The organism is Rhodococcus sp. M8 (assembly GCF_015654185.1).
Lineage (GTDB): Bacteria > Actinomycetota > Actinomycetes > Mycobacteriales > Mycobacteriaceae > Rhodococcus > Rhodococcus aetherivorans.
The window spans coordinates 1,423,179-1,447,861 of sequence record NZ_CP064065.1 but is presented as its reverse complement, the minus strand read 5'-3'; the positions used below and the strand labels follow the sequence as shown (position 1 = coordinate 1,447,861).

The following is a 24,683-nucleotide window of genomic DNA, read 5'->3' as shown; positions in this document are numbered from 1 at the left end:
ACCGGCATGGAGTACAAGCCGACGGCCGTCGTCGCCGCGGGCGGCGCGGTGGGTGCCGTCACCCGATACGCGCTGTCCGTGCAATTCCCCGGCATCTGGACGATCGCGGCGATCAACATCGCCGGTTCGCTGCTGCTCGGCGTCGTCGCAGCAATGCTCGGTCCCGACCGGCTGTGGCGCCTGTTCCTCGGCGTCGGTGTGCTCGGCGGGTTCACCACCTTCTCCACGTTCGCCGTCGACGCGGTCCGCCACCCCGCGACTGCCGTCGTCTATGTGGCCGTGACGCTCGTGGGGGCACTCGCGGCGGCGCGCGCCGGCATGGCGGCCGGCGAGGCGTGGCGGCACCGGACGGCCCGATGACCGTCCTGCTCGTCGCCCTGGGCGGCGGTGCCGGAGCGGTCCTGCGCTATCTCGCCGGCCGGCACGTCCGCTCCTACCGCAGCGTCCCGGTGGCGACCCTGACCGTCAACGTCCTCGGTTGCCTGCTGCTCGGTGTGCTGTCCGGGGCTGCGCTCGCGCCCTCGACGTTCGCGCTGCTCGGCACGGGGTTCTGCGGGGGCCTGACCACCTACTCGACGTTCGCCGTCGAGACGGTCGGTCTCGTCCGGGTGCGCCGCCCGGTCACCGCGACGGTGTATGCGGCGGTGAGCGTGCTCGCCGGCACGGCCGCGGCCTGGGCCGGGTATGCCCTCACGTCCTGACCGACGGCGATCGGCGCGCGCCGGGCGCGCCGGGCGGGCAAGATGAGCAGGGCAAGGTCGGGTGGACGAGGAGGTCACATGGCGCACGAACGAGCGGGACAACCGGCGGCGGCGGAGGATCTGGAGGACCTCGCGCACCTGGTCACCGCGTACTACACGGTGACGCCGGACCCGCAGGATCCGATGCAGCAGGTGGCCTTCGGCACCTCCGGTCACCGCGGTTCCAGCCTCGACGGCGCCTTCAACGAGCAGCACATCCTCGCCACCACCCAGGCGATCGTCGAGTACCGGGCGGCGCAGCAGATCACCGGTCCGCTGTTCCTCGGCCGCGACACCCACGCGTTGTCGGAGCCGGCGTGGACGAGCGCACTCGAGGTGCTCGCCGCCAACGGCGTCGACGTGGTGATCGACGCTCGCGACCGCTACACGCCGACCCCGGCCGTGAGCCACGCGATCCTGCGGCACAACGCCGGCGCTGGATCCGGTGCCCGCGCCGACGGCATCGTCGTCACCCCGTCGCACAATCCACCCCGCGACGGCGGCTTCAAGTACAACCCGCCGCACGGCGGGCCCGCCGACACCGATGCGACGTCGGCGATCGCGGCGCGCGCCAACGAACTGCTCGCCGCGGGGCTGAACGGGGTGCGCCGGGTGCCCGCCGTCCGGGCGCTCGCCGACGCCGGCCGGCACGATTTCCTCGCCGCCTACATCGACGACCTGCCGAACGTCGTGGATCTCGACGCCGTCCGCGACGCCGGGTTGCGCGTCGGCGCCGATCCGCTCGGCGGCGCCAGCGTCGACTACTGGGGCGAGATAGCCGAGCGGCACCGGCTGGACCTGACCGTCGTCAACCCGCTCGTCGACGCCACCTGGCGGTTCATGACCCTCGACACCGACGGCAGGATCCGGATGGACTGCTCGTCGCCCAACGCGATGGCGTCGCTGATCGGCGCCCGCGACCGCTACGACCTGGCGACCGGCAACGACGCCGACGCCGACCGGCACGGCATCGTCACCCCCGACGGGGGGCTGATGAACCCGAACCACTACCTCGCGGTCGCCATCGACTACCTGTACCGGCACCGGTCCGGATGGTCGGCCGAGGCGAAGGTCGGCAAAACCCTCGTGAGCTCGTCGATGATCGACCGCGTGGCCGCGGGCCTGGGCCGGGGTCTGCTCGAGGTGCCGGTGGGCTTCAAGTGGTTCGTTCCCGGCCTGCTCGACGGCAGCCTCGGCTTCGGTGGAGAGGAGAGCGCCGGCGCCTCCTTCCTGCGGCGCGACGGCTCGGTGTGGACCACCGACAAGGACGGCATCCTGCTGGCCCTGCTCGCGTCCGAGATCACCGCCGTGACCGGCACGACCCCCTCCCGGCGCTACGCCGAGCTCGCCGAGCGCTACGGCGACCCGTCGTACGCCCGGGTCGACGCGCCCGCGACGCGCGAGCAGAAGGCCGTCCTGGCGAAGCTCTCGCCCGACCAGGTCGACGCCACCGAACTCGCCGGCGAGCCGATCACCGCGACCCTCACCGCCGCGCCGGGCAACGGTGCCGCGCTCGGGGGCCTGAAGGTCACGACGGAGAACGCGTGGTTCGCGGCCCGGCCCTCCGGCACCGAGGACGTGTACAAGATCTACGCCGAATCGTTCCTCGGCCCGGAGCATCTCGCCCGCGTCCAGGACGCGGCGCGGGACCTGGTGTCCCACGTCCTCGGCTGAGCCCGCACCGGCGGGACGCGCCCGCCCTCCCGGTCGTGCGCGTCGCTAACATCAGGCCATCATGCGAACACGCGACGCCGCCCTGCCGCGGGAGATCTGGGTCCTGGTCAGCGCGGCCTTCGTCATCGCCCTCGGTTTCGGTCTCGTCGCACCCGCGCTGCCGCAGTTCGCGCGCAGCTTCGGGGTGGGGGTCACCGCGGCGTCCGTCGTCATCTCGGCGTTCGCGGCGATGCGCCTGCTGTTCGCCCCCGCGAGCGGAAACCTCGTGCAGCGGCTGGGGGAGCGGCCGGTGTACACCGCCGGTGTGCTCATCGTGGCGCTGTCCACCGGCGCCTGCGCCTTCGCGACGGACTACTGGCAGCTGCTGCTGTTCCGGGCGCTCGGCGGCATCGGCTCCACCATGTTCACCGTCTCGGCGCTCGGGTTGCTGATTCGCATCTCGCCGCCGAACGCGCGGGGCCGGGTGTCGGGGCTCTACGCGACGAGCTTCCTGCTCGGCAACATCGGTGGCCCCCTCGCCGGGGGCGCCCTGGTCGGGCTGGGCCTGCGGGCACCGTTCCTCATCTATGCGGTGGCGCTGCTCGTCGCGGCGGCGGTCGTGTTCGTGAGCCTGCGTCACTCCGCGCTTGCCGTGCCGGACTCCGGCGGCGCCATGCCGGTGATGCGGCTGCGGGAGGCTCTGCGGTCGCCGGTGTACCGGGCCGCGCTCGGGTCGAACTTCGCCAACGGCTGGGTCGTCTTCGGCGTGCGGGTGGCGATGGTGCCGCTGTTCGTCGTGGAGGTCCTCGGGCGCGATGCCGGCCTCGCCGGGGTGGCACTGACGGTGTTCGCCGTGGGCAATGCTCTGGTCCTGATGGTCTCCGGGCGGTTGTCCGACCGGTTCGGCCGCCGCCCGTTCGTCCTGCTGGGGCTGGTGGTGTGCGGGACCAGCACGATCGCGATGGGCCTCACCACGAACCTCGCGCTGTTCTTCGCGACGTCGCTGCTGGCCGGCGTCGGGTCCGGCCTGATGAACCCGGCCCAGCAGGCGTCCGTCGCCGACGTGGTCGGCAGCAGGGCGCGCGGGGGCCCGGTGCTGGCGACATTCCAGATGACCGCGGATGTGGGGGCGGTGATCGGACCGGTCGCCGCCGGGATCCTGGCGCAGCAGGTGTCGTACGGGGCCGCCTTCGCCGTGACCGGCGCCGTCATGCTGCTCGTCGCCGTGCCCTGGGCGTTGGCGCCGCGGCCCGCCCGGAAACCCACAGTGACCGAAGCCACGGAGATCTGACCCCAGTCGTCGGTACTGTCGAAGGGGTGTGGATTCCCCTGTTCAGCCTGATCGCCCGGCTCGGTCTCGCTGCCGTGTGGCTGATCTCCGGATGGATCAAGTTCGCCGATCCGTCACAGACCGTCGTGGCCGTCCGCGCATACCAGTTGTTGCCAGAGGCGCTCGTACGGCCCGTTGCGGCCGGTCTGCCGATCCTCGAACTCGTGCTCGGCCTGCTGCTGCTGATCGGACTCGCGGTGCGCGCCGCAGCGGTCGTGGGCGCGGCTGCGCTGCTGACCTTGATCGCGGTGATCGCCTCGGTCTGGGCCCGCGGCCTGTCCATCGACTGCGGATGCTTCGGCGGCGGTGGAGCGGCGGACGTGAACGGCTGGGACTACGCCGGGGAGATCGCACGAGACCTCGGCTTCCTCGCCCTGGCCGGGTGGTTGGCGGTGTTCCCACGCAGTCCGTTCGCGCTCGGTCTCGGCTCACGGGCGAGGCTCTCAGCACGCACTCAGCCCGCGATGGCAGAGTGATCCCGCACCGATCCCCGAGCAGCGAAGGGCAGATTCCGTGAGCGCGAAGAAGGTCAAACCGGTCAAGTACACGCCGGAGCCGACGTCGAGCAAGTCCACCTTCATCCTCGGCGGCATCGCGGTCCTGGTCATCGCGGTGCTGGTCATCGGGGGAGTGTTGTGGCAGTCGAACCGGGGCAAGGCGCGCAACGAGGGCTACGGGACGGTGCAGAACACCGCGGTGCAGGTGGCGCTGCAGGACGACGGTGTCATCGTGCTCGGTCTTCCCGACGCCGCGACCACGATCGACCTGTTCGAGGATCCGCTGTGTCCGTACTGCGCCGAGCTCGAGCACAAGCACGGCCAGGAACTCGCGCAGGCGGTCGACGCCGGCGACGTCGCCGTGCGGTACCACATGCTCGCGTTCCTCGATCAGCTCTCCGCGAGCGGCGACTACTCGACCCGCGCGGTCGCGGCCGGCCAGTGTGTCGCCCAGACCGGTGATGCGACGGCGTTCTCCGCGTTCCACGCCGCGTTGCTCTCGCCGGAGAACCAGCCCGCCGAGCGGAGCGACAGCGACCTCACCAACGCCGAGCTGGCACAGATGGCGCGGGACGCCGGGGCGTCCGACGAGGCGGCGCAGTGCGTCGCCGACGGCGCGCGCGTCGAGCAGGCCGCCGTCGACGCGGAGGCGGGACGGCAGGCGCTCGCGGCGGCGGGCGCGTCCGGCACCCCCGCGGTGGTGCACAACGGCACGGTGATCGACGCCCTCGGCAACGACAACTGGGTGGCCGAACTCGGCTGAGGCGGCGGCGACGGTGGTCGGCCGTTCGATCACCGTCGCCCGCACCGTCGCCACTGACCAGGCGATTTGTTGTCGTCGACGGCGATGGTGTAATTTTCTTCTCGCACCGGGGAGTGAATCCCGGGTGACGATCCGAGTACGGGGCTATGGCGCAGCTGGTAGCGCACCACACTGGCAGTGTGGGGGTCAGGGGTTCGAGTCCCCTTAGCTCCACCATCACCGCGAGAGGCGAGAGTGAATGCTCTCGCCTCTCGTCGTGAGAGGCCACCGCGGGTGGCACGGTTGTTCTGCACGGGGCTATGGCGCAGCTGGTAGCGCACCACACTGGCAGTGTGGGGGTCAGGGGTTCGAGTCCCCTTAGCTCCACTCCCTCCGGCACTCTCCGGATCCTTCTCCCACCGCGGCGGCCCCTTCTCCGGGCAATGCCGACATTTTTCACCCTCGGAACCTGCTCCACGCTCTCGTCCGGCGGCGCACACTGTGAGGGATCGCTTCGAAAACGGGAGAGGTGAGCTGTCGTGTCCGAAGGTTCGAGCGTTACCCCGGGTTCTCCAACCGGTGCGGGTGCCACGGCCGGTGCAGGTTCGACGGCCGGCACAGGTTCGACGGCTGGTGCAGGTGCCACCGCCGGTGCAGGTTCCACGGCAGCGGCGGGTGCGTCCGCGCGCCACGGTGGTGGTGCCCACGAGGCCGGCGGCCCCGCCGCGGTCCGCCACGACAGTGGACCTGCAACGGGGTCCGGCCTGAAGCAGGGCTTCGCCGCGGGCACGTCGATCGCGGCCGGCATCCTGCTCGCGACGGTCGGCGTCCTGCAGGTTCTGCAGGGCATCGCCGCGATCGCCAAGGACGACATCATCGTGGTCGGCCAGGAGTACACCTTCTCCTGGAGCGTCTCGGCGTGGGGCTGGGTGCATCTGATCCTGGGCATCCTCGTGGCCGTGATCGGTCTCGCTCTCGTCACGGGAGCCACGTGGGCGCGCGTCGCCGCGATCGTCATCGCGGCGCTGTCGATCATCGCGAACTTCCTGTGGTTGCCCTACTACCCGGGATGGTCGCTCGCGATCATCGCGATCGACGTGGTGGTGATCTGGGCGGTGTCCACCTGGGACGCCGATCGCACCTGGGACGCCGGTCGCACCGAGCCGGGCTACCGCCCCTGATCAACCCTCGTACAGTCGGCGCACCACCTCGGCGCAGCGCGCGAGCACCCGCTCCCGCAGCGGGCGTCCGTGCGCGTCGACCTCCGTGGGCGGCAGCGGTGCGGGCAGCACGGTGAACCGGCGGATGCGTTCCCACCGGCCGAGCTCCGCATTGAGCCGGGCGACGGCGGCCGCGGCCTCGGCCGGGGGGATCGCCCGGCCCGAGGTGGGGACCACCAGTCCTACGCAGTAGGGGCGGTGCTCGCCCACCACGACGAGGTCCGCGCCGGGCAACAGGGCCCGGAACCGGCGTGCGACGGCGACCGGCGCGACGTACTTGCCGGTGGAGGTCTTGAACACCTCCTTCTTGCGGGCGCGCAGGGTGACGAAACCGTCGTCGTAGACGACGGCGCGATCGCCGGTGTGGAACCACCCGTCGCGGTCGAGGACTGCGGCGGTGCGCTCGGCGTCGTCGTGGTATCCGGACATGACGGCGGGGCTGCGGACGAGCAGTTCCCCGTCGGCGGCGATGCGCACCTGCGTGCCGGGCAGCGGCCGGCCCATGGAACCGAGGCGCCGGCTGTCCGGGCGGTTGACGCAGCACGGACCCGCGGTCTCGGTGAGGCCGTATCCCTCGAGTGCCGGCACGCCGGCCCCTTCGAACCACTCGGCCAGCGGACGGTCGAGCCGCGCCGAGCCGGAGATCACGAACCGCAACCGGCCCAGATCCGCGGCACCGGACTCCACGCCGGCGCGGATCTTGCCCAGCACGTGGGGAACGGACCCGAGGAATGTCGGCCGGACCTCGTCGAGGCGCTGCACGACTCGATCGGCACGGCCGTCGACGATCGTCGGCACGCCCAGGTGCACGCCCACGAACAGCAGCGCACGTCCGAAGACGTGGGAGAGCGGCAGCCACAGCAGTTGCAGGTCCGAGGGCGTGAGCATGCCCAGGCGGGCCATGGCCCGGGCCTCGTAGGTGACGGCGGCGTGCGGCAGGCACGCGCCCTTGGCGGTGCCGTCGGAGGCGGAGGTGTAGATCAGGGTGGCCAGGTGGTCGGGCGTCACGCCCGCGATGCGGGCCGCGACCGCTCCGGGATCGGCGGCCAGGAGCCGCCGGCCCTCGGCCTCGAGTTCGCCGAGCCGGTCCAGGTGCAGCACCGGCGCGGTGGGCAGCGGCCGGTCGGTGAAGGTCAGCACGCTGCCCGAGTGCCGGAGCAGTGCCACCACCTCCGTCGGCGGGGTGGCGGGATAGACCGGCACGGTGACCGCCCCGGCGCACACGATCGCGAGGTCGGCGAGGATCCACTCGTAGCTGGTGGCGGCGCAGACGGCCACGTGCGCGCCCGGGCGAATTCCACGGCCGATCAACCCGGCGGCGAGGGCGGTGACCCGGCCGGCCACCTCGGTCCACGACACGCTCGTCCAGTCGTCGCCGCTGGGGTGCCGGAATGCCTCCGCGTAGGGCGTGCGGGCCACCCTGTCGAGCAGCAGCCGCGGCACGGTCCGGGCCGGTTCACCCATCGCTGCTCGTCAATCCGCCGGGCCGCAGGGAGCGGCCGATCGCGCGGGCCGCGGCGCGGACCAGTTGGGACAGTGCGGTGACCTGCGCGGTGTCCGCGGCGGCGACGATCGACAGCGCCGCGATGGCGACGCCGGGCCGCTCGAAGATGGGTGCGGCCACGGAGACCGCCTCCATCGTCACCTGCCGGTCGCTCACCGCGATCTCGGAGCGGCGTACCTCGGCCAGGACCCGGCGCAGCTCGGCGGGGGAGGTGAGGGTGCGTTCGGTGAACCGCTCCAGCGGCCGGGCCAGCACCTCCTCCTGAACGGAGCGCGGTGCGAACGCGAGCAGCACGAGTCCCAGGCCGGACGCATGGATGGGAAAGGGGCTGCCGACCCGGGTGAGGGTCTTCACCGCCCGCTGACCGCGCAGGCGTTCGACGAACACCACCTCGGTTCCCTCGCGCACACCGAGCTGCACGTTCTCCTGGGTGATCTGCGACAGGTCCTCCATCACGGGCAGCGCCAGTTCACGCAGCAGCGTGCCGCGCGGCGCGAGCGCCGCGACCTGCCACAGCCGGAGGCCGATGCTGAATCGGCCGGACGAGTCGCGTTCCAGCGCGCCCCACTCGGTGAGATCCCCGGCGAGCCGGTGCACCGTGGTGAGCGGCAGGCCGGTGCGCCGGGAAATCTCGCTCAGGGTCAGGTTGGGTTGCTCGCGCGTGAACGCCTCCAGGAGGGTGAGCGCGCGTACCGTGACGGAACCGGTGGCCGGGCGGGCGGCGCCGGTGGGGGTCACGGTGTGCTCACCCCTTCCTCGGGAACTGCTCCGGTCAGGCCGGTTCGACTCTGAGCGGAATGCTAGCCCAGCCCTTGAGCGTGTTGTTCGGTTGCGGCACCGGATCCCCGGCCGGTTCGATCCGCCGGATCCGCTGTGCCAGCGCGGTGAGCAGCACCTCGGCCTCGAGCCGCGCGATCGGCTGACCGACGCACTGGTGGATGCCCATGCCGAACGCGACGTGTCCGCCGGCGGAGCGGTGGATGTCGACGACGTGCGCATCGGGTCCCCATCGCCGTTCGTCGCGGTTGGCGGCGCCGAGGAACAGCAGGACCTTGCGGCCCTCGCCGATGGGGACGCCGGCCACCTCGGTGTCGGTGGAGGTGGTGCGGAAGAAGGTCTGCACGGGCGATTCCCAGCGCAGCGCCTCGTCGAATGCGAACTTCGCGAGCGCCGGCCGGGCGTGCAGCGCCTGCCACTGCCCGGGGAACCGCGTCATGGCGTAGACGGTGTTGGCGATGCCGTGAACGGTGGTGTCCACGCCGGCGGTGAGCAGGGATCGAACGAGCATAGGCGCCTGTTCGGCGGTGATGTCACCACGGTCGGCGGCCGCCCAGATCTGCGCGCCGAACCCGCCCGGCGCGAGATTCTCCCGCCGGCACGACTCCGCGACCCACTCCTGCGTCGGCCCGGACGCGGCGAGTGCCTTCTCCACGCGGTCGTTGCGGGGCCCGAAGGCGTTGAACGCCATGGCGCCGTACGGCAACAGATGCTCGCGGCCGTCCTCCCGGATCCCCACCGCGTCCGGGAACACCCGCAGGGGGAACACCTCGGCGAGATCGGTGACGGCGTCGAACTCACCGCGGGCCACGAGCGCGTCGGCCAGGGCGTCGGCCTCGGCCTCGAACCCGGCGCGTAGCGCGCGCACGGTGCGCGGCGAGACGACGGCCCCCATGGCCGCCCGCACCACCGTGTGGTCCGGCGGGTCGGCCTCGAGCAGCAGGCTCGGGGTACGCCACGGCGTCTCGTGGGCGAAGTCGGCGAGGCCGACCCCTCGTCCGGAGACGAAGGTGCGCCAGTCGGTGAGGCAGGCGTGGACCTCCTCGAACCTGCCCGTCGCGTACACGTCGTAGCGGGGCAGGTACACCATCGGTCCGGCGGCGCGCAGCCGGGCGTGGAACGCGTACGGGTCGGCCAGGACGGCGTCGTCGAACGGGTCGTCGTCGAGGGTGGGCGGGTGCATTGCGACGGTCACGGCGGTCACCTCGGGATTCGGGCAGTCAGAGTTCGAGAACCAGGCGGGGGCAGGCGGCGCGGGACACGCAGATCAGCATGGTGTCGTGCGCGGCCTGTTCTTCGGGGGTCAGCAGGGAGTCCCGGTGGTCCACCGTGCCGGCGAGCACGGTGGTCTCGCAGGTGCCGCAGGTACCTTCGCGGCAGGACGAGAGCACCTGCACACCCGCGGCGGCGACGGCGTCCAGGACGCTCTCGTCGGGCGCGACGGTGACGGTGGTACCGCTCAGGGCCAGCTCCACCTCGAAGCCGTCCGAGCGCACCGGAGCGGACTGTTCCTTCGCGGCGAACCGTTCGATCCGCAGCGACCCGGCGGGCCGGTCGGCGCAGGCGGTGGTGACGGCGTCGAGCAGCCCGGCGGGGCCGCAGCAGTAGACGAGGGTGCCGGGACGCGGGTCCCCGAGCAGCGACGGCAGATCGAGCGGGCCCCGTTCGTCCTGCGGCACGAGGGTGACCCGGCCCGGGTAGCGGGTGACGAGGTCGTCGGCGAACGCCATTGAGGCACGGCGGCGGCCGCCGTAGACGAGGGACCAGTCGGCGCCGGCCGCCTCGGCCGCGGCGATCATCGGCACTATCGGGGTGATCCCGATCCCGCCGGCGAGGAAGAGGTAGCGCGGCGCCGGGGCGAGGTCGAAGGTGTTGCGGGGTCCGTGAACGCGGACGCGGTCACCGACGGCGAGTTTGTCGTGCACGTACTGCGAGCCGCCGCGGCCGTCGGCCTCGCGCAGGACGGCGATGCGCCACGTCCCGGTGTCGGCCGGGTCGCCGCACAGCGAGTACTGACGGACGAGGTCCTCGTCGAGCACGAGATCGATGTGCGCGCCGGGACTCCACGGCGGCAGGGGCCCGCCGTCCGGGTGCCGCAGGCACAGCGCGACGACGCCGTCCGCGGGTTCCGTCCGCTCGACGATTTCGAGGTCGGTGCCGAATTCGTCTGCTGGGGAGCTTTTTTCCGGAAATGTCATGGTCGGGTCCTTACGCGTGAGCGACTTCGCGGGTCGGTTCGGGCGGCCGGGGGAGGGCGTCGGCGTGGTCGACGGGATGGGCGAGCAGCCAGTCCCACAGCGTGACGGGATCCTCGGCGACGTGCCGGGCACCGCAATGGCACGTTCCCTCGAGGCGGTCGGAGCCGGGCAGCCACACGACGCGCATCACGTTGGGCCCGCGCAGCATCCGGTTCGGTTGCGAGGACATCGGTTACCTCGTCTCGGCGAGGGTGCCGCCCGCCGTCATCGCCTGCAGGATCCGCCGTGCGGCCAGAGCGCCGGCGTCGATGTTGATGCTCAGTTCCTGGTACCCCTCTGGTTCGGTGGCGAGCACCTGTTCGAGCCGGTCGAGCGCGACGACGTCCTGCAGCACGACGGTGCGGTTGTTCTCGCGCAGGAACTCGGTGACCTTCTCGTCCTCGAGCGCAAAATCCCTTGCCACCGACCAGAAATCGTGAGTGGAGTGTTCGGTCTCCGGGGTGATCGCGTAGACCACCTCGACGTGGAACGCGTCGCTGTCGGGTCCGGTCTCGGGCGGCAGCACGCCGACGGGCGCGATCCGGCTGTGCAGCAGGTACAGGCACGGCGGGTGGTACTCGATGTCCTGCCACCGGGTGATGCGGCCCTCGAGGCCGGTCGATTCGGCGTAGAAGGGCGGGCATTCCGCGTCGGCGATGTGCCGGGAGACGTAGACGATCCCGGCCTCGTCGTCGACCTCGGTGGTGATGGGGGTCTCGGCCACCTCGGGGGTGCCGATGTAGCCGCCGTGCAGGTACGTCTCGTGGGAGAGGTCCATCAGGTTGTCGACGAGCAGGCTGTAGCGCGCCCGCAGCGGCTCCATGCCCGAGGCCACGGCGTAGCCGGGCGCGTCGAGCCACGGCGCCCGGGGGATGCGGGTCGGATCGGGCTCGGCCGGACGGTCCGGGTCGGCGATCCAGATCCACACGAACGAGTCCTGCTCGACCACCGGGTACGACTTCAGTCGCGCGGTGCGGGGTACCCGCTTCTGGCCCGGCACGGCCACGCAGCCGCCGTCGGACCCGTAGGTGAAGCCGTGGTAGCCGCATACGACCGTGTCGCCCGCGAGGCGGCTCGGCGCCTGCGAGAGCGGGAAGCGGCGGTGCACGCACCGGTCCGACATTGCGGTGACCTCACCGGATTCGGTGCGCCAGAACAGGATCGGCTCGTCGCAGATGGTCCGGGCGAACAGTTCCCGGTCGATCTCGCGGCCGTAGGCGGCCACATACCACTGGTTCCGGGCGATCTTCGTCATGGTTGTCTCGTCTCCACGGGGATGGTTCCGGTCCGAGCGACCGGCGGATGCCTCCACCGTGACGGGCGGCACGTGACGGGCGCCACCCGACTTCCGGATGGCGGAAAGTCGGGCGGTGCCCTTCCGGTATCCGGAAGGAGGGTGGATTCGTTGTGATCCGATCCATCACGCTCCTCGCAGGTGACTCGCCTCACATCCTTCGAACAGGGGCCCGATACATGGCAATCGATCTACGTGAACGCATCGACACCAGCCCGATGACGCGCTTCCAATGGGGCGCGGTGGCGATCTGCGTGCTGCTCAACGTCCTCGACGGCTTCGACGTGCTCGTCATGGCCTTCACCGCCCAGTCGGTGTCCCAGGAGTGGGGCCTGTCCGGTTCGGCGCTCGGCCTGCTGCTCAGCGCAGGCCTGTTCGGCATGGCCGCGGGCTCGCTGTTCCTCGCGCCGTGGGCCGACACGATCGGCCGCCGCGGCATGATCCTGCTCTGCCTGGGGATCGCGTCGATCGGCATGCTTGCCTCCGCGGTCAGCCAGAGCGCCCTGCAGCTGGGGCTGCTGCGCGCCCTCACCGGCGTCGGCATCGGGGGAATCCTCGCCAGCAGCAACGTCATCGCCAGCGAGTACGCCTCCAACCGGTGGCGCGCGCTGGCGGTGAGCCTGAACTCCACCGGCTACGCCGTCGGCGCCACCGTCGGCGGCATCATCGCCGTCGTGCTGCAGAACTCCTACGGATGGCGATCCGTGTTCCTGTTCGGCGGCGTCTGCACCGCGGTGATCATCCCGGTCGTGTACCTCCGCCTGCCCGAATCCCTCGACTTCCTGCTCGCCCGGCGGCCCGCCCACGCCCTCGCCCGCATCAACGCGTTCGCGGTCCGCGCCGGGCACCAGCCGCTCGCCGCGCTGCCCGCGCCGCGACAGGCCGACGATTCCGGGCCGCGGTCCGGCGTCAGGGTCGGCAGCCTCCTCGCACCGCGGCAGCGTCGCTCGACGCTGCTCGTCTGGGCCGCGTTCTTCCTGACCATGTTCGCCTTCTACTTCGTGACGAGCTGGACGCCGAAGCTGCTCGTCGAAGCGGGCCTGTCGGCCGACCAGGGCATCACCGGGGGCGTGCTGCTGAACCTCGGCGGCATCTTCGGCGCAACGCTGCTCGGCGCGCTGTCCGCGCGATTCGCGCTGAAGCGGGTCCTGGCGTCGTACATGGTGATCGCCGGCGCTCTGCTCGTGGTCTTCGTCCCCGCCACCGTCGCGGTGGTCGTCGCGTTCGCCCTCGGCGCCCTCATCGGCGTGTTCGTCAACGGGTGCATCGCGGGCCTGTACGCGATCACGCCCTCGGTGTATGCGCCGTCGGTGCGGGCGACCGGCGTCGGCTGGGGCATCGGCGTCGGCCGGCTCGGGGCCATCGCCTCGCCGATCGTCGCCGGTGCGCTGCTCGACCTGCACTGGTCGCCCACCCAGCTCTACCTGCTCGTCGCCGGCGCCCTCGTGCTCGCCGCCGTCGCCGTGGGACGGCTGCGGTTCGAGGCGCACACCGCCGACGCCCGGTCCGCCGACACACCCGCCTCGGTGGCCACACACTGATCGGCGGGGCCGGTCGCCGGGCCGCGCGCGCTATCGTGACCGGAGTGAACACCCCGATCCCGGCCCCCGACACGCTGATCACGAATCTGCGGGACGTACTGGTCGGGCCGCTCACCGAGATCGGCCAGCGCTTCTCGGCGCTGCTCACCGACCTGGTCCCGCACACCGCCCTGGTGATCTTCACGCGGGAATGCACCGGCCGGCCCCGCAAGGTGGCCGGCGACCCGGCGATCGTCGACCGCGTGACCATCGCCGAACTCGACCGCGTCCGAAGCGAACTCGCGACCGGGCAGATCCGTCGCGGCCCGGCCCGGATCGCGGGCCGGGACCGCGACGTGTGGGCGATCCTCGACGCCACCGACACGCTGCTCGTGCTCGTCCCGGGCGGTGCCCGCACCGGCTCGATTCCCCTCGAGCTGGTCCGGGCCCTGTTCGCCGTGGTGGCCACCGGCATCCAGCTGCAGGTCCGCAACGCCAGCCCGGCGTACCTCGCCGAATCCCGCGCCGCCTCCTCCGAACGCGCACGGACCGTTGCCGAGCTCACCGAGGCCCATGCGATGACGCTCGAGTCGATCCTCGCGACGCTGCGGTCGAGGGACCTCGACGACACCCGGGCCCGCATCACCGCACGCGAAACCGCCACCAATGCCCTCATCGGGCTGCGCTCGGCCGTCGACCGGCACCGCGAACTCGCCGAGGAGGCGGTGACCACCGCCTTCGCTAGGCTGCACGGTGAACTGCGCGGTCTGCTCTGGCACCGCGAGGTGGTCCTCGAGATGGTCGCCCCGCCGGTGGACGGGCGGGCGCTGCCGGGCGAGGTCGCGCATGCGGCCCGGGCCCTCGCCCGCGGCGCGGTCCTCGCGATGTCCGCGCAGGCGAACCTCGGCCGCGTCCGGGTCGCCTGGAACTGCGACGGAACCGACCTGCTGATCGACATCCGGGACGACGGTGACGGCGAGGCCGACGCCGCCGACCTCGCGCGGCAGCTACGGGACCGGGCCGAAACCCTCGGCGGCACCGTGGAGGCCGAGTCCACGCCCGGCTGGGGCTGCCGGGTCGCGGCCCGGCTACCGCTCGACATGCCCGCACCCGTGGCCGGCAGCCCCGCACTCGAGGCGCTGGCGGTCCTCGCGCCACGCGAGGTGGAGGTGCTCGAGCACCTCGTCGCGGGCCGGCGGAACCGGGTGATCGCCGAGCGGCTCGGTGTCAGCGAGTCGACGGTCAAGTTCCACGTGGCCTCGGTGCTCCGCAAGCTCGGGGTGAGCACCCGCGGCGAGGCGGCCGCGCTCGGCGCCGAGGCGGGGATCAAGGCCGCGGGCTGACGTCCGTCCCGCGCGTCCACTCGGCCGCCCGCGCCACGATCTCGGCGGCGACGTCGGCGGGCTCGGCGTCGATGCCGACGACGATCGCCGCCTCGTCGGGTTCGAGCGGCTCGAACGTGTCGAACTGCGAGTCCAGCAGGTCGGCCGGCATGTAGTGGCCGCGCCGCGTGCGGAGCCGTTCCCGGATCTGCTCGCGCGTGCCCGCCAGGTGCACGAAGACCACGTTCTCGCCGGCGAGGTCGTCCCGGTAGCGGCGGCGCAGCGCCGAGCACGTCACCACCCCCGGCCGGCCCCGGCCGGTGTGGTCCCGGATCCACGCGCCGACCGCCGCGAGCCACGGCGCCCGGTCCGCGTCGCTGAGCGGCCGGCCGGCGGCCATCTTCTCCACGTTGGCACGCGGATGCAGGTCGTCGCCCTCGAGCAGGTCCCATTCGGTGGCCTCGGCGACGAGTGCCGCGACGGTCGATTTGCCGGAGCCGGACACCCCCATGACGACGAGAATCGGCGGGCCGGGGTGGCCGGGTGAGTCCATTCGTGCCTCCCTGGTCGGCGCCTGCGCCGCGTCGCGGCGCAGGCGGGTCGCGTCAGCGCCCCAGCATGCCCCACCGGGCCGACCGATCCACGGCGGCGCGGCGCGAGCGGCGCTCGGACTCCGACATGCCACCCCAGATGCCGTACGGCTCACCGACTTCCAGTGCGTGGGTGCGGCAGCGCTCGAGAACCGGACACCGGGCGCAGACGAGCTTGGCGCGGTACTCGCGCAGTTCGCGTGCGCGGCCACGTTCCCCCTCGGGATGGAAGAAGGCCGACGACTCGTGGCCCCGGCACGCCGCGTGCAGCTGCCAGTCCCAGCTTTCGCTGCGGGGGTGGGGGAGGGTCACCGTGTTGGCGATCGACATTGCACTCCTCGGGCCTGCGAGGGGTCGCCTCGCCTGGACGCTGCGCCCTGTGAGGGCGGTCATACCGAAGCTTAGCCGGACTTCCGTACTCGATCAACGACACTTCGGCATTTCGGGGTCGAAAGTGGGGGACTGGTCTTTCGGTCAGGTCGATCCACTCCTTCGATCAGGTACCGGGGTGCCGCGCCGCCGATAGCGTGTGCGCATACCGCGATACGTCGCCGACGTCGCGCGAGCACCGCACGAGAAGAAGGAGACACCGTCATGCCACAGCAGGTCCGGGGCGTCGTCGCCCGCGCGAAGGGCGCTCCCGTCGAGGTCGTGCCGATCGTCATCCCCGACCCGGGGCCGGGGGAGGTCGTCGTTGCGATCGCCGCGTGCGGCGTGTGCCACACCGACCTGCACTACCGGGAGGGCGGCATCAACGACGAGTTCCCGTTCCTGCTCGGGCACGAGGCCGCCGGTGTCGTCGAGTCCGTCGGTGCGGGCGTCGACTCGGTCGCCGTCGGGGACTTCGTCGTCCTCAACTGGCGGGCCGTGTGCGGGCAGTGCCGCGCCTGCAAGCGCGGCCGCCCGCAGTACTGCTTCGACACCCACAACGCCACGCAGAAGATGACCCTCGAGGACGGCACCGAGCTGACCCCGGCCCTGGGCATCGGCGCGTTCGCCGACAAGACCCTCGTGCACGCAGGGCAGTGCACCAAGGTCGACCCCAGCGCCGACCCGGCCGTCGTCGGCCTGCTCGGCTGCGGGGTGATGGCCGGCCTCGGTGCCGCGGTGAACACCGGCGGGGTGACCCGCGGCGACTCCGTCGCGGTGATCGGCTGCGGCGGCGTGGGCGACGCCGCGATCATGGGCGCCCGCCTCGCCGGCGCCAACAAGATCATCGCGGTCGACCGGGACCCGAGGAAGCTCGAGTGGGCCACCGACCTCGGGGCTACCCACACCATCAACGGGGCCGAGGTCGACGCGGTCGAGGCGATCCAGGAGCTGACCGGCGGCTTCGGCGCCGACGTGGTCATCGACGCGGTCGGCCGCCCGGAGACGTGGAAGCAGGCGTTCTACGCCCGCGACCTGGCCGGCACCGTCGTCCTCGTCGGGGTGCCCACCCCGGAGATGACCCTCGAGATGCCGCTGATCGACTTCTTCTCCCGCGGCGGGTCCCTCAAGTCGTCCTGGTACGGCGACTGCCTGCCCGAGCGGGACTTCCCCATGCTCGTCGACCTCTACCAGCAGGGCCGGCTGCCGCTCGAGAAGTTCGTCACCGAGCGCATCGCCCTCGACCAGGTGGAGAAGGCGTTCGAGACCATGCACCGCGGCGAGGTGCTGCGCTCGGTGGTGGTCCTGTGACTCTGCGTATCGATCGGGTCGTCACCCACGGCACCTTCGCCCTCGACGGCGGCGAGTGGGAGGTCGACAACAACATCTGGCTCGTCGGCGACGACGACGAGGTGGTCGTGATCGATGCCGCGCACACCGCGCAGCCGATCATCGACGCCGTCGGCGGCCGGAAGGTGGTGGCGATCGTGTGCACGCACGGGCACAACGACCACGTCACCGTTGCCCCCGAGCTGGCCGACAAGCTCGACGCCCCGATCCTGCTCAACCCCGCCGACGACGTGCTGTGGGAGATGACCCACCCCGGTGTCGCGCACCGGCCGCTCGCGGACGGGGATCGGATCGCGGTGGCGGGCACCGACATCCAGGTCATCCACACCCCCGGGCACTCGCCCGGCTCGACGTGCCTGTACCTGCCGGAGGCGGGCGAGCTGTTCACCGGCGACACCCTGTTCTCCGGCGGTCCCGGTGCGACGGGACGCTCGTACTCGGACTTCCCGACCATCATCGGCTCGATCCGCGACAGGCTGTTCGCCCTGCCCGCCGAGACGAAGGTGCACACCGGTCACGGCGACGGCACGACGATCGGCACCGAGTCCCCGCATCTCGAGGAATGGATCCGCCGGGGCAACTGACGAGGCCCGTGGTGCGTCCCGTCCCGGACCGGCCGGCGGGACGCACCGCTAGGCTCGCCTCATGGCGAACAAGCGGATCCCCGTGGTGATCGTCGCAGGATTCCTGGGCTCCGGGAAGACCACCCTGCTCAATCACCTGCTGCGCAACAACCGCGGCGCGCGAATCGGCGTGATCGTCAACGACTTCGGCTCGGTCAACATCGACTCGATGATGGTCGCCGGGCAGGTCGACTCCATGGTCTCGCTGAGCAACGGCTGCCTGTGCTGCGCCGTCGACGTCGCCGACATGGACGCGATGCTCGACCGGCTCGCGCACCGTACCTCCGGCATCGACGTCATCGTCGTCGAAGCGAGCGGACTCGCCGAGCCGCGCAACATGATCCGGCTCGTCGTCGGCTCGGGCAACGAATACGTGGGTTACGGCGGTCTCGTCCTCGTCGTCGATGCCGCCGAGTTCGGCACCGTCCGGGACCGGCATCCCGAACTCGATCAGCACGTCGCGCTCGCGGACCTCGTGCTGCTCAACAAGACCGACCGCATCGACGGCGACGCCCACGACGAGTTGCTCGAACTGCTGTGCCGCCTCAACGACCGCGCCGCGATCGTGTCCACAGTGCACGGGCGCATCGACCCGGCGTTGCTGTTCGACATCCCCGAACGCCCCGAGCCGCAACCCGGCGAACAACTCAGCCTCGACCGGTTGCTCTACGAGGAACACGACGAGGACGGCGACCACACGCACCTGCACGACGGCTACGAAGCCGTCGACTTCGAGTCCCCCGTCCCGCTGCACCCGCGCGCCCTCGTCGACTTCCTCGAGGACCAGCCGGCCGGGGTGTTCCGCATCAAGGGGTACGTCCGCGTCGTCGCCGGGGGACGCACGCGCACCTACCTGCTGCACACCGTCGGCGACCACATCCGCTTCGACCCCGTCCGGCGCACGGGCGACGTCCCTGCCACCACCCGGCTCGTCGTGATCGGCGCCGATCTGGACCCCGAGGCGGTACGCGCCCGGCTCGCCGAATGTGTCCCGACCGAACCGGTGCCGGCAGACGCGATGCTGGCCGTGCACCGGTTCACCCCGCGCTGAGCGCGGGTCCGGAAGCGGGACCTACCTACCGTGCGGCGGTCGCCGACGTGTGATTCGGGCGACGCCGGCGCCCCCCGGCCTGGCCGGCGCGTTCCTGCCGGGCCGCCGGCTGCTCCTGCCGCGACGCGCCCTGCTGCCGGGCGGCCCCGCCGCCGTGCTGCCGGGCGGCCCCGCCGCCGTGCTGCCGGGCGGCCCCGCCGCCGTGCTGCCGGGCGCCGCGCTGAGCGGCCCCGCTGCCGCTGCGCCGGGCCGGCCGTCGCGATCCACCGCCGGACGGGGCCGGTGCGGCCTGCTTGACCGACGGGCTCACGTGCGGGGCGATCTCGCCGACCAGGTCCAGCACGTGCTCCGACTTCGCCGTCACCCGCACCGGAGTGACCTTGATCGCGGCCTTGCGCATGATGACGGCCAGATCCTTGCGCTGCTCGGGCAGCACCACGGTCACGACGTCGCCGGTGCTCCCGGCGCGGGCCGTACGGCCCGAACGGTGCAGGTACGCCTTGTGCTCGGCCGGCGGGTCGACGTGCACCACCAGTTCCACGTCGTCGACGTGGACGCCGCGGGCCGCGACGTCGGTGGCCACGAGCACACGCGCCTCACCGGAGGAGAACGCCGCGAGGTTGCGGTCGCGCGCGTTCTGCGACAGGTTGCCGTGCAGATCGACCGCCGGGATGCCGGACTCGGTGAGCTGACGGGCGAGCTTGCGGGCCTGATGCTTGGTGCGCATGAACAGGATTCGCCGGCCCGTACCGGACGCCAGGGTCCGCACGAGGTCCTTCTTCGTGTCGGCGTTGTCGACGTCGAACACGTGATGGGTCATCGCCGCCACCGGGGAGTGCGCCTCGTCGACCGAGTGCAGCACCTCGTTGCGCAGAAACCGCTTGACGAGCTTGTCGACGCCGTTGTCCAGCGTGGCCGAGAACAGCAGGCGCTGACCGTCCTTGGGGGTCGCGTTCATGATGCGCGTCACGCCGGGCAGGAAGCCGAGATCGGCCATGTGGTCCGCCTCGTCGAGCACGGTGATCTCCACCGCGTCGAGCGTGACGAACTTCTGCCGCATCAGGTCCTCGAGGCGGCCCGGGCAGGCGATCACGATGTCCACGCCGCGGCGCAGCGCGTCGACCTGCCGGTTCTGCGACACTCCGCCGAAGATGGTGGTCACCCGCAGCCCGGCGACCCGCGCGAGGGGCTCGACGACCGCGGCGATCTGCGTGGCCAGCTCGCGGGTGGGGGCCAGCACCAGCCCGCGCGGGCGGCCGGCCTCGCGGGTGGCGCGGCCGGCCAGGCGCGCGGCGAGCGGAATGGAGAACGCCAGCGTCTTGCCGCTGCCCGTGCGGCCGCGGCCGAGCACGTCACGGCCGGCCAGCGTGTCGGGCAGCGTGTCGACCTGGATCGGGAACGGGCTCGTGATGCCGCTGTCGCCCAGGGAGGCCACCAGGGTCCGGGGGACGCCGAGGTCGGAGAAGGAAACGGTCATAGGTACAGAACTGCCTTTCGATGCAGCGTGCACGCACCCCGAGACGATCTCGGAGGGCGCAGTGGATCGCCGCAAGGAAAGCCGATGCCGGTATTGCATGCGGAACCGGGCACGATCCCGGCCCGCCGGTATCCCACGACGGTGAGCATCGTCGTGATGCCCGAACTACCGCAGCCTACCCCACGCCGGGATGCTCGTCGGCGCACGCGTCGAGGCCGACCCACTCGGACAGACCGTCCTCGAATCGCTGCCGCTTCCAGATGGGGACCTCGCGTTTGATGCGTTCGACCAGTTCGGCGCAGACAGCGAAGGCTTCGGCCCGGTGCGGTGCCGCCACCGCCGCCACCAGCGCGAGATCGCCGATGGTGAGATCGCCCACTCTGTGGACCGCGGCGACCGGCAGTCCCGACTCCGCCGCCACCTGTTCGCAACAGCGACGCAGGAATCGCTCCGCCTCGGGGTGCGCCCGGTACTCGAGCGCGCTCACCGCGCGCCCGCCGTCGTGGTTGCGCACCACCCCGCTGAACAGCACCACCGCCCCGTGCTGGGGGCCGGCGACCGCGGCGTCCACCGACGCCGGGTCGAGCGGCTCGGCCGAGATCCGTGCCAGCAGCTCATTCATGCGCGCCTCCTCCGGCGACCTGGGCCAGCAGGTGGCCGAGAATCGGCTCGAGCACCGCCAGCCCGTCCTTCACGCCACCCGGTGAGCCGGGCAGATTGACCACCACCGTGCGGCCCACCAGCCCGGCCACGCCGCGTGACAGCGAGGCGTGCGGGGTGGCCTGCAGGCCGCGCAGGCGGATGGCCTCGGCGACCCCCGGCAGCTCGCGGTCCAGCAGCGCCAGCGTCGCCTCCGGGGTCGCGTCCGTGGGGGAGGCGCCGGTCCCGCCGGTGGAGATCACCAGGGCCGGGTCGCCGGCGAGCGCGTCCTCGAGGCCCCACGCGATGTCCGCGTCGGCATACACCAGAGGACCCCGCACCGTGAAGCCGCGCGCCTCGAGAAAGTCCGCGATCAGCGGGCCCGTCCTGTCCTCCCGCGTACCGGCAGCCACACCCGTGGACGCGACGAGCACCGTCGCCGGCACGCCGGCCTGCTCCAGGATGTCGTCCTCGTCCGGCGTGACGGTCTCGTCCTCCGCCGGTGCGGCGGTCTCCGCCTCGTCGCGCTGCCAGTGCCCGCGCTTGCCGCCCTCCTTCGAGACCAACCGCACTCCGTTCAGCACCGCGGCGGGGTCGACGGCCTTGACCATGTCGTGCAACGTCAGCCCGGCCACCGCGACGGCGGTGAGGGCCTCCATCTCGACGCCTGTGGGGCCCTTCGTCTTTGCCGTCGCCTCGATCGTGATCGCGGTGTCGGTGAACCCGAAGGTGACCTTCACCGACGACAGCGCCAACTGGTGGCACAGCGGAATCAGCTCCCACGTGCGCTTGGCCGCCGCGATCCCGGCGATCCGCGCGGTGGCGAGCACGTCCGCCTTGGGCATGTCGTCGGCCCGCACCAGCGACACCACCTCCGCGGTGGTGACGAGTTCGCCGGCGGCGACCGCGACGCGGGCGGTGTCGGCCTTGCCGGACACGTCGACCATGCGGGCGCGGCCCCGGTCGTCGAGGTGACTCAGGGCCCCGCCGTCGGGCGGGGTGAGGTCGTGCGGTTCGGTCATAGCGGTAGTACCTTCACGAGTTCTCCGGGTTCGAGGTCCGAGGTGTCGGCGGGGATGTCGAGCAGTACGTCCGCGGTGGCCATCGCGGCGATCAGGTGGGACCCGGCGCCGGGGATCGCCACCACGGCGCCGCCGTCGCGGCGAGCGCGCAGGAACTGGCGCTTGCCCGGCACGGAGCTGAGACCTGTTGACAGAGGACGGGTCTCGGGCTCGACGGCGGGCAGCCCCGCGGCGGCCCGCAATACCGGCCGGGCGAACACCTCGAACGAGACCAGCGCGCTGACCGGATTGCCGGGGAAGGTCAGCACCGGCACGGAATCCACCAGTGCCGTGCCCTGCGGACCGCCCGGTTGCATCGCCACCGACACGAATTCGGCCCCTCGCGGGCCGAGCACGTCCTTGACGACCTCGAAGTCGCCCTTCGACACCCCGCCCGAGGTGAACACCACCTCGGCGACGGAGGCGGCGCGAGCGAGTTTCGCCGCGAACACCTCCGCATCGTCGCCGCTGCGATCCACCGAGACCACCAGCGCCCCGTTGGCGGCCGCGCTGGCGGCCAGGGCCGGCCCGTTCGAGTCGTGGATCTTGCCCGGGGCGAGAACGCTTCCTCCGGGCACCAGTTCGCTGCCGGTCGAGATCACCGCCACGCGCGGCCGAGTCCGGACGGACACGTGGGTCAGGCCGACGGCGGCGAGCGCCGCGACGTGCCGGGCCGCGACGACGGTGCCCGCGGGCAGCAGCGTGCGACCGCGGTGGATGTCGCTGCCGCGCTCGCGCACGTATGCCCCCGGTTCGGGCAGCGTGCACACCGTGACCCGGAGTCCCCGCCCCTCGGCCGCGGTGTCCTCGACCGGCACGGTGTCCTCGACCGGCACGGTGTCCTCGACCGGCACGGTGTCCTCGACCGGCACGGTGTCCTCGACGGGAACGACGGCGTCGGCACCGGTGGGCAGTGGCGCGCCGGTCATGATCTTGGTGGCGGTCCCGGGCACGTGCGCGACGACCCCGTCGCCGGCCGCGAGGACGGCACGCACGGGCAGGGTCGCGGGCGCCGCGGTGAGCGAGGCCGTGTCGACCGCGTAGCCGTCCATCTGCGAATTGCGGAAGGTGGGGAGGTCGATCGGAGCGACGACGTCCTCGGCCAGCACCCGGCCGAGCGCTTCGAGCAGCAGCACCGGTTCGGTACCGCGGATCAGCAACGGGGAGAGCAACGTCGCCACGTGTCGCGCATGCTCCTCCACCGACCGCCTGCCGCCCGCCATGGGCCAATCCTAGGCACATCGCTCGCGGCGCCGTGCGTCCTCGTCCGGGTCGTGGTTTCTGCTCCTCCCGCACGACGGGGCCCGCGACGGCATACTGAGGGTCATGAGGACGGAGGCCCGATGACTGCGGTGCACGTGGGGATCCCGGCGGTGCGCCCTGCCGCTGTCGACGACGTCTCCGACCGGCCCGACACTCCCGAACTGCTGGACCGGTTCGGGCGTGTCGCGCGCGACCTGCGGGTGTCGATCACCGAGAAGTGCTCGCTGCGCTGCACGTACTGCATGCCCGAGGAGGGGCTGCCGGCGATCCCGCGCGAGCGGCTGCTCAGCGCCGACGAGATCGTGCGGCTCGTGGCCGTCGCGGTGCACCGGCTCGGGGTCCGGGAGGTGCGCTTCACCGGCGGGGAGCCGCTCATGCGGCGGGATCTCGAGCAGATCGTCGCCGGGTGTGCGCGCGCCGTCCCCGGCATCCCGCTGGCGGTGACGACCAACGCGGTGGGACTCGCCCATCGTGCCCGGGCGCTGGCGGAGGCGGGCCTGACCCGGGTCAACATCTCCCTGGACTCGGTCGACCGCGCGCGGTTCGCCCGGCTGACCCGGCGCGATCGGCTGGATTCGGTGCTCGACGGGATCCGCGCGGCCAAGGCGGCCGGGTTCGCGCCGGTGAAGGTCAACGCGGTGCTCATGCCGCAGACCCTCGACGGGGCCGCGGACCTGCTGGCCTGGTGCCTCGACGAGGGCGTGCAGCTGCGGTTCATCGAGCAGATGCCGCTCGACGCCGACCACGAGTGGGCCCGGGCGAACATGGTGCCCGCGCAGCGGCTGCTCGACGTGCTCTCCGCCCGCTTCGCCCTCACCGAGGTCGGCCGCGAGGACCCGTCGGCGCCGGCCGAACGCTGGGCGGTCGACGGCGGGCCCGCGACGGTCGGCATCATCGCGTCGGTGACCCGGTCGTTCTGCTCGGACTGCGACCGCACCCGCCTGACGTCGGAGGGCACCGTGCGCTCGTGCCTGTTCAGCGACCGGGAGACCGACCTGCGGGCGGCGCTGCGCGGCGGCGCGAACGACGACGAGCTCGCCGCGCTGTGGCGTGGTGCAATGTGGAACAAGTGGGCCGGACACGGCATCGACGCGGCGGACTTCACCCCGCCGCAGCGCAGCATGGGAGCTATCGGTGGGTGAGACCGTGACGGGCATCGAGGTGCGGTATTTCGCGGCGGCGGCGGACGCGGCCGGAGTGGAGAAGGAGACGGTGGCGCTGGCGCCGTCGGTGGATCTGGGCACCCTCAAGACCGCCCTGATCGACCGTCACGGCGCCGAGATGGCGCGGGTGTTGTCGGTGGCCGCGTTCCTCATCGACTCCGAACTCACCCGCGACCTCGGACGCGCCGCCGGACCTACGGTCGACGTCCTCCCGCCGTTCGCCGGCGGCTGACGGGATCAGGCCCGGCCGCCGGGCTGAGC

General features: G+C 72.1%; 26 protein-coding genes and 2 tRNA genes. 16 read left to right on the top strand and 12 right to left on the bottom strand.

Annotation, left to right across the window (positions count from 1 at the left end; translation table 11 throughout):
• Window positions 1–6: 6 nt before the first annotated feature.
• From ISO16_RS06515 to ISO16_RS06475, 9 genes are all read left to right on the top strand, one after another.
• Complete coding sequence (locus ISO16_RS06515) at window positions 7–360, top strand: fluoride efflux transporter FluC (RefSeq protein WP_006940609.1); 354 nt, start codon at window positions 7–9, stop codon at window positions 358–360.
• Complete coding sequence (gene crcB, locus ISO16_RS06510; protein ID WP_006940607.1) at window positions 357–701, top strand: fluoride efflux transporter CrcB; 345 nt, start codon at window positions 357–359, stop codon at window positions 699–701. The genes ISO16_RS06515 and crcB overlap by 4 nt, the downstream gene beginning before the upstream one ends.
• Window positions 702–779: 78 nt before the next feature.
• A complete protein-coding gene (pgm, locus tag ISO16_RS06505) occupies window positions 780–2,414 on the top strand; it encodes a phosphoglucomutase (alpha-D-glucose-1,6-bisphosphate-dependent) (RefSeq protein WP_029544519.1) in 1,635 nt (544 codons plus the stop codon).
• Between the two features lie 61 nt (window positions 2,415–2,475).
• Window positions 2,476–3,684 (top strand): MFS transporter, encoded by a 1,209-nt coding sequence (locus ISO16_RS06500; protein ID WP_006940603.1) that lies wholly within the window; start codon window positions 2,476–2,478, stop codon window positions 3,682–3,684.
• A 26-nt stretch (window positions 3,685–3,710) separates the two neighbouring features.
• Window positions 3,711–4,199 carry a MauE/DoxX family redox-associated membrane protein gene (locus ISO16_RS06495; protein ID WP_072635554.1) on the top strand — a complete coding sequence of 163 codons (489 nt, stop codon included), beginning with the start codon at window positions 3,711–3,713 and terminating at the stop codon, window positions 4,197–4,199.
• A gap of 37 nt (window positions 4,200–4,236) precedes the next feature.
• Window positions 4,237–4,983, top strand: a complete 747-nt coding sequence (locus tag ISO16_RS06490; protein ID WP_072635553.1) for a DsbA family protein — start codon at window positions 4,237–4,239, stop codon at window positions 4,981–4,983.
• Window positions 4,984–5,123: 140 nt separating this feature from the next.
• Window positions 5,124–5,199, top strand: a tRNA-Ala gene (locus ISO16_RS06485).
• 77 nt (window positions 5,200–5,276) lie between these two features.
• Window positions 5,277–5,349, top strand: a tRNA-Ala gene (locus ISO16_RS06480).
• Between the two features lie 377 nt (window positions 5,350–5,726).
• Entirely contained in the window at window positions 5,727–6,143 is a 417-nt protein-coding gene (locus ISO16_RS06475; protein ID WP_029544516.1) for a DUF7144 family membrane protein, read from the top strand.
• Here ISO16_RS06475 and ISO16_RS06470 read toward each other — a convergent pair whose 3' ends face one another.
• From ISO16_RS06470 to ISO16_RS06445, 6 genes are read right to left on the bottom strand one after another with little or no spacing between them, the layout of a single operon-like run.
• A complete protein-coding gene (locus ISO16_RS06470; protein ID WP_072635552.1) occupies window positions 6,144–7,646 on the bottom strand; it encodes an AMP-dependent synthetase/ligase in 1,503 nt (500 codons plus the stop codon).
• On the bottom strand, window positions 7,639–8,424 hold the full coding sequence (locus ISO16_RS06465) for an IclR family transcriptional regulator (protein WP_006940596.1): 786 nt from the start codon (window positions 8,422–8,424) through the stop codon (window positions 7,639–7,641). The genes ISO16_RS06470 and ISO16_RS06465 overlap by 8 nt, the downstream gene beginning before the upstream one ends.
• 34 nt (window positions 8,425–8,458) lie before the next feature.
• Complete coding sequence (locus ISO16_RS06460; RefSeq protein WP_230304488.1) at window positions 8,459–9,658, bottom strand: cytochrome P450; 1,200 nt, start codon at window positions 9,656–9,658, stop codon at window positions 8,459–8,461.
• A 25-nt stretch (window positions 9,659–9,683) separates the two neighbouring features.
• The gene (locus tag ISO16_RS06455) at window positions 9,684–10,661 is read right to left on the bottom strand and encodes a PDR/VanB family oxidoreductase (RefSeq protein ID WP_072635551.1); all 978 of its coding nucleotides are present in this window, start codon (window positions 10,659–10,661) and stop codon (window positions 9,684–9,686) included.
• Window positions 10,662–10,671: 10 nt separating this feature from the next.
• Entirely contained in the window at window positions 10,672–10,890 is a 219-nt protein-coding gene (locus tag ISO16_RS06450; RefSeq protein ID WP_072635550.1) for a hypothetical protein, read from the bottom strand.
• A 3-nt stretch (window positions 10,891–10,893) separates the two neighbouring features.
• Window positions 10,894–11,955: an aromatic ring-hydroxylating dioxygenase subunit alpha gene (locus ISO16_RS06445; protein ID WP_006940588.1), complete on the bottom strand. Its 1,062-nt coding sequence runs from the start codon at window positions 11,953–11,955 to the stop codon at window positions 10,894–10,896.
• Between the two features lie 218 nt (window positions 11,956–12,173).
• Here ISO16_RS06445 and ISO16_RS06440 point away from each other — a divergent pair, with 218 nt between their 5' ends.
• Together ISO16_RS06440 and ISO16_RS06435 are read left to right on the top strand one after the other, a co-directional pair.
• A complete protein-coding gene (locus ISO16_RS06440) occupies window positions 12,174–13,535 on the top strand; it encodes an MFS transporter (protein ID WP_065922423.1) in 1,362 nt (453 codons plus the stop codon).
• 44 nt (window positions 13,536–13,579) lie between these two features.
• On the top strand, window positions 13,580–14,857 hold the full coding sequence (locus tag ISO16_RS06435) for a LuxR C-terminal-related transcriptional regulator (RefSeq protein WP_072635549.1): 1,278 nt from the start codon (window positions 13,580–13,582) through the stop codon (window positions 14,855–14,857).
• On the opposite strand, the gene ISO16_RS06430 is transcribed toward ISO16_RS06435, so the two are convergent.
• Both ISO16_RS06430 and ISO16_RS06425 read right to left on the bottom strand, forming a co-directional pair.
• Entirely contained in the window at window positions 14,841–15,389 is a 549-nt protein-coding gene (locus ISO16_RS06430; protein ID WP_072635548.1) for a gluconokinase, read from the bottom strand. The two genes, ISO16_RS06435 and ISO16_RS06430, sit on opposite strands and share 17 nt — an antisense overlap.
• A gap of 52 nt (window positions 15,390–15,441) precedes the next feature.
• Window positions 15,442–15,756, bottom strand: coding sequence for a WhiB family transcriptional regulator (locus ISO16_RS06425; protein WP_065922424.1), 315 nt, complete (start codon window positions 15,754–15,756; stop codon window positions 15,442–15,444).
• Window positions 15,757–16,020: 264 nt separating this feature from the next.
• On the opposite strand from ISO16_RS06425, the gene ISO16_RS06420 reads away from it, so the two are divergent.
• The 3 genes from ISO16_RS06420 (at window position 16,021) to ISO16_RS06410 (ending at window position 18,819) form a co-directional block, all read left to right on the top strand.
• Entirely contained in the window at window positions 16,021–17,106 is a 1,086-nt protein-coding gene (locus tag ISO16_RS06420) for an S-(hydroxymethyl)mycothiol dehydrogenase (protein WP_006940578.1), read from the top strand.
• Window positions 17,103–17,729, top strand: a complete 627-nt coding sequence (locus tag ISO16_RS06415; RefSeq protein ID WP_072635547.1) for an MBL fold metallo-hydrolase — start codon at window positions 17,103–17,105, stop codon at window positions 17,727–17,729. Before ISO16_RS06420 ends, ISO16_RS06415 begins: the two co-directional genes overlap by 4 nt.
• 61 nt (window positions 17,730–17,790) lie before the next feature.
• Window positions 17,791–18,819, top strand: coding sequence for a CobW family GTP-binding protein (locus ISO16_RS06410; RefSeq protein WP_072635546.1), 1,029 nt, complete (start codon window positions 17,791–17,793; stop codon window positions 18,817–18,819).
• A gap of 25 nt (window positions 18,820–18,844) precedes the next feature.
• Here the strand turns inward: ISO16_RS06410 and ISO16_RS06405 are convergent, their stop codons facing one another.
• From ISO16_RS06405 to ISO16_RS06390, 4 genes are all read right to left on the bottom strand, one after another.
• Window positions 18,845–20,296: a DEAD/DEAH box helicase gene (locus ISO16_RS06405; RefSeq protein ID WP_050035433.1), complete on the bottom strand. Its 1,452-nt coding sequence runs from the start codon at window positions 20,294–20,296 to the stop codon at window positions 18,845–18,847.
• A gap of 175 nt (window positions 20,297–20,471) precedes the next feature.
• Window positions 20,472–20,918 carry a molybdenum cofactor biosynthesis protein MoaE gene (locus tag ISO16_RS06400; RefSeq protein WP_043798868.1) on the bottom strand — a complete coding sequence of 149 codons (447 nt, stop codon included), beginning with the start codon at window positions 20,916–20,918 and terminating at the stop codon, window positions 20,472–20,474.
• Entirely contained in the window at window positions 20,911–21,957 is a 1,047-nt protein-coding gene (moaCB, locus tag ISO16_RS06395; RefSeq protein WP_006940573.1) for a bifunctional molybdenum cofactor biosynthesis protein MoaC/MoaB, read from the bottom strand. The genes ISO16_RS06400 and moaCB overlap by 8 nt, the downstream gene beginning before the upstream one ends.
• On the bottom strand, window positions 21,954–23,219 hold the full coding sequence (locus ISO16_RS06390; protein ID WP_075288607.1) for a molybdopterin molybdotransferase MoeA: 1,266 nt from the start codon (window positions 23,217–23,219) through the stop codon (window positions 21,954–21,956). Before ISO16_RS06390 ends, moaCB begins: the two co-directional genes overlap by 4 nt.
• A 120-nt stretch (window positions 23,220–23,339) precedes the next feature.
• On the opposite strand from ISO16_RS06390, the gene moaA reads away from it, so the two are divergent.
• A complete protein-coding gene (gene moaA / locus ISO16_RS06385; RefSeq protein ID WP_006940571.1) occupies window positions 23,340–24,401 on the top strand; it encodes a GTP 3',8-cyclase MoaA in 1,062 nt (353 codons plus the stop codon).
• The gene (locus ISO16_RS06380; RefSeq protein ID WP_006940570.1) at window positions 24,394–24,654 is read left to right on the top strand and encodes a MoaD/ThiS family protein; all 261 of its coding nucleotides are present in this window, start codon (window positions 24,394–24,396) and stop codon (window positions 24,652–24,654) included. The genes moaA and ISO16_RS06380 overlap by 8 nt, the downstream gene beginning before the upstream one ends.
• Window positions 24,655–24,683: the final 29 nt, after the last annotated feature.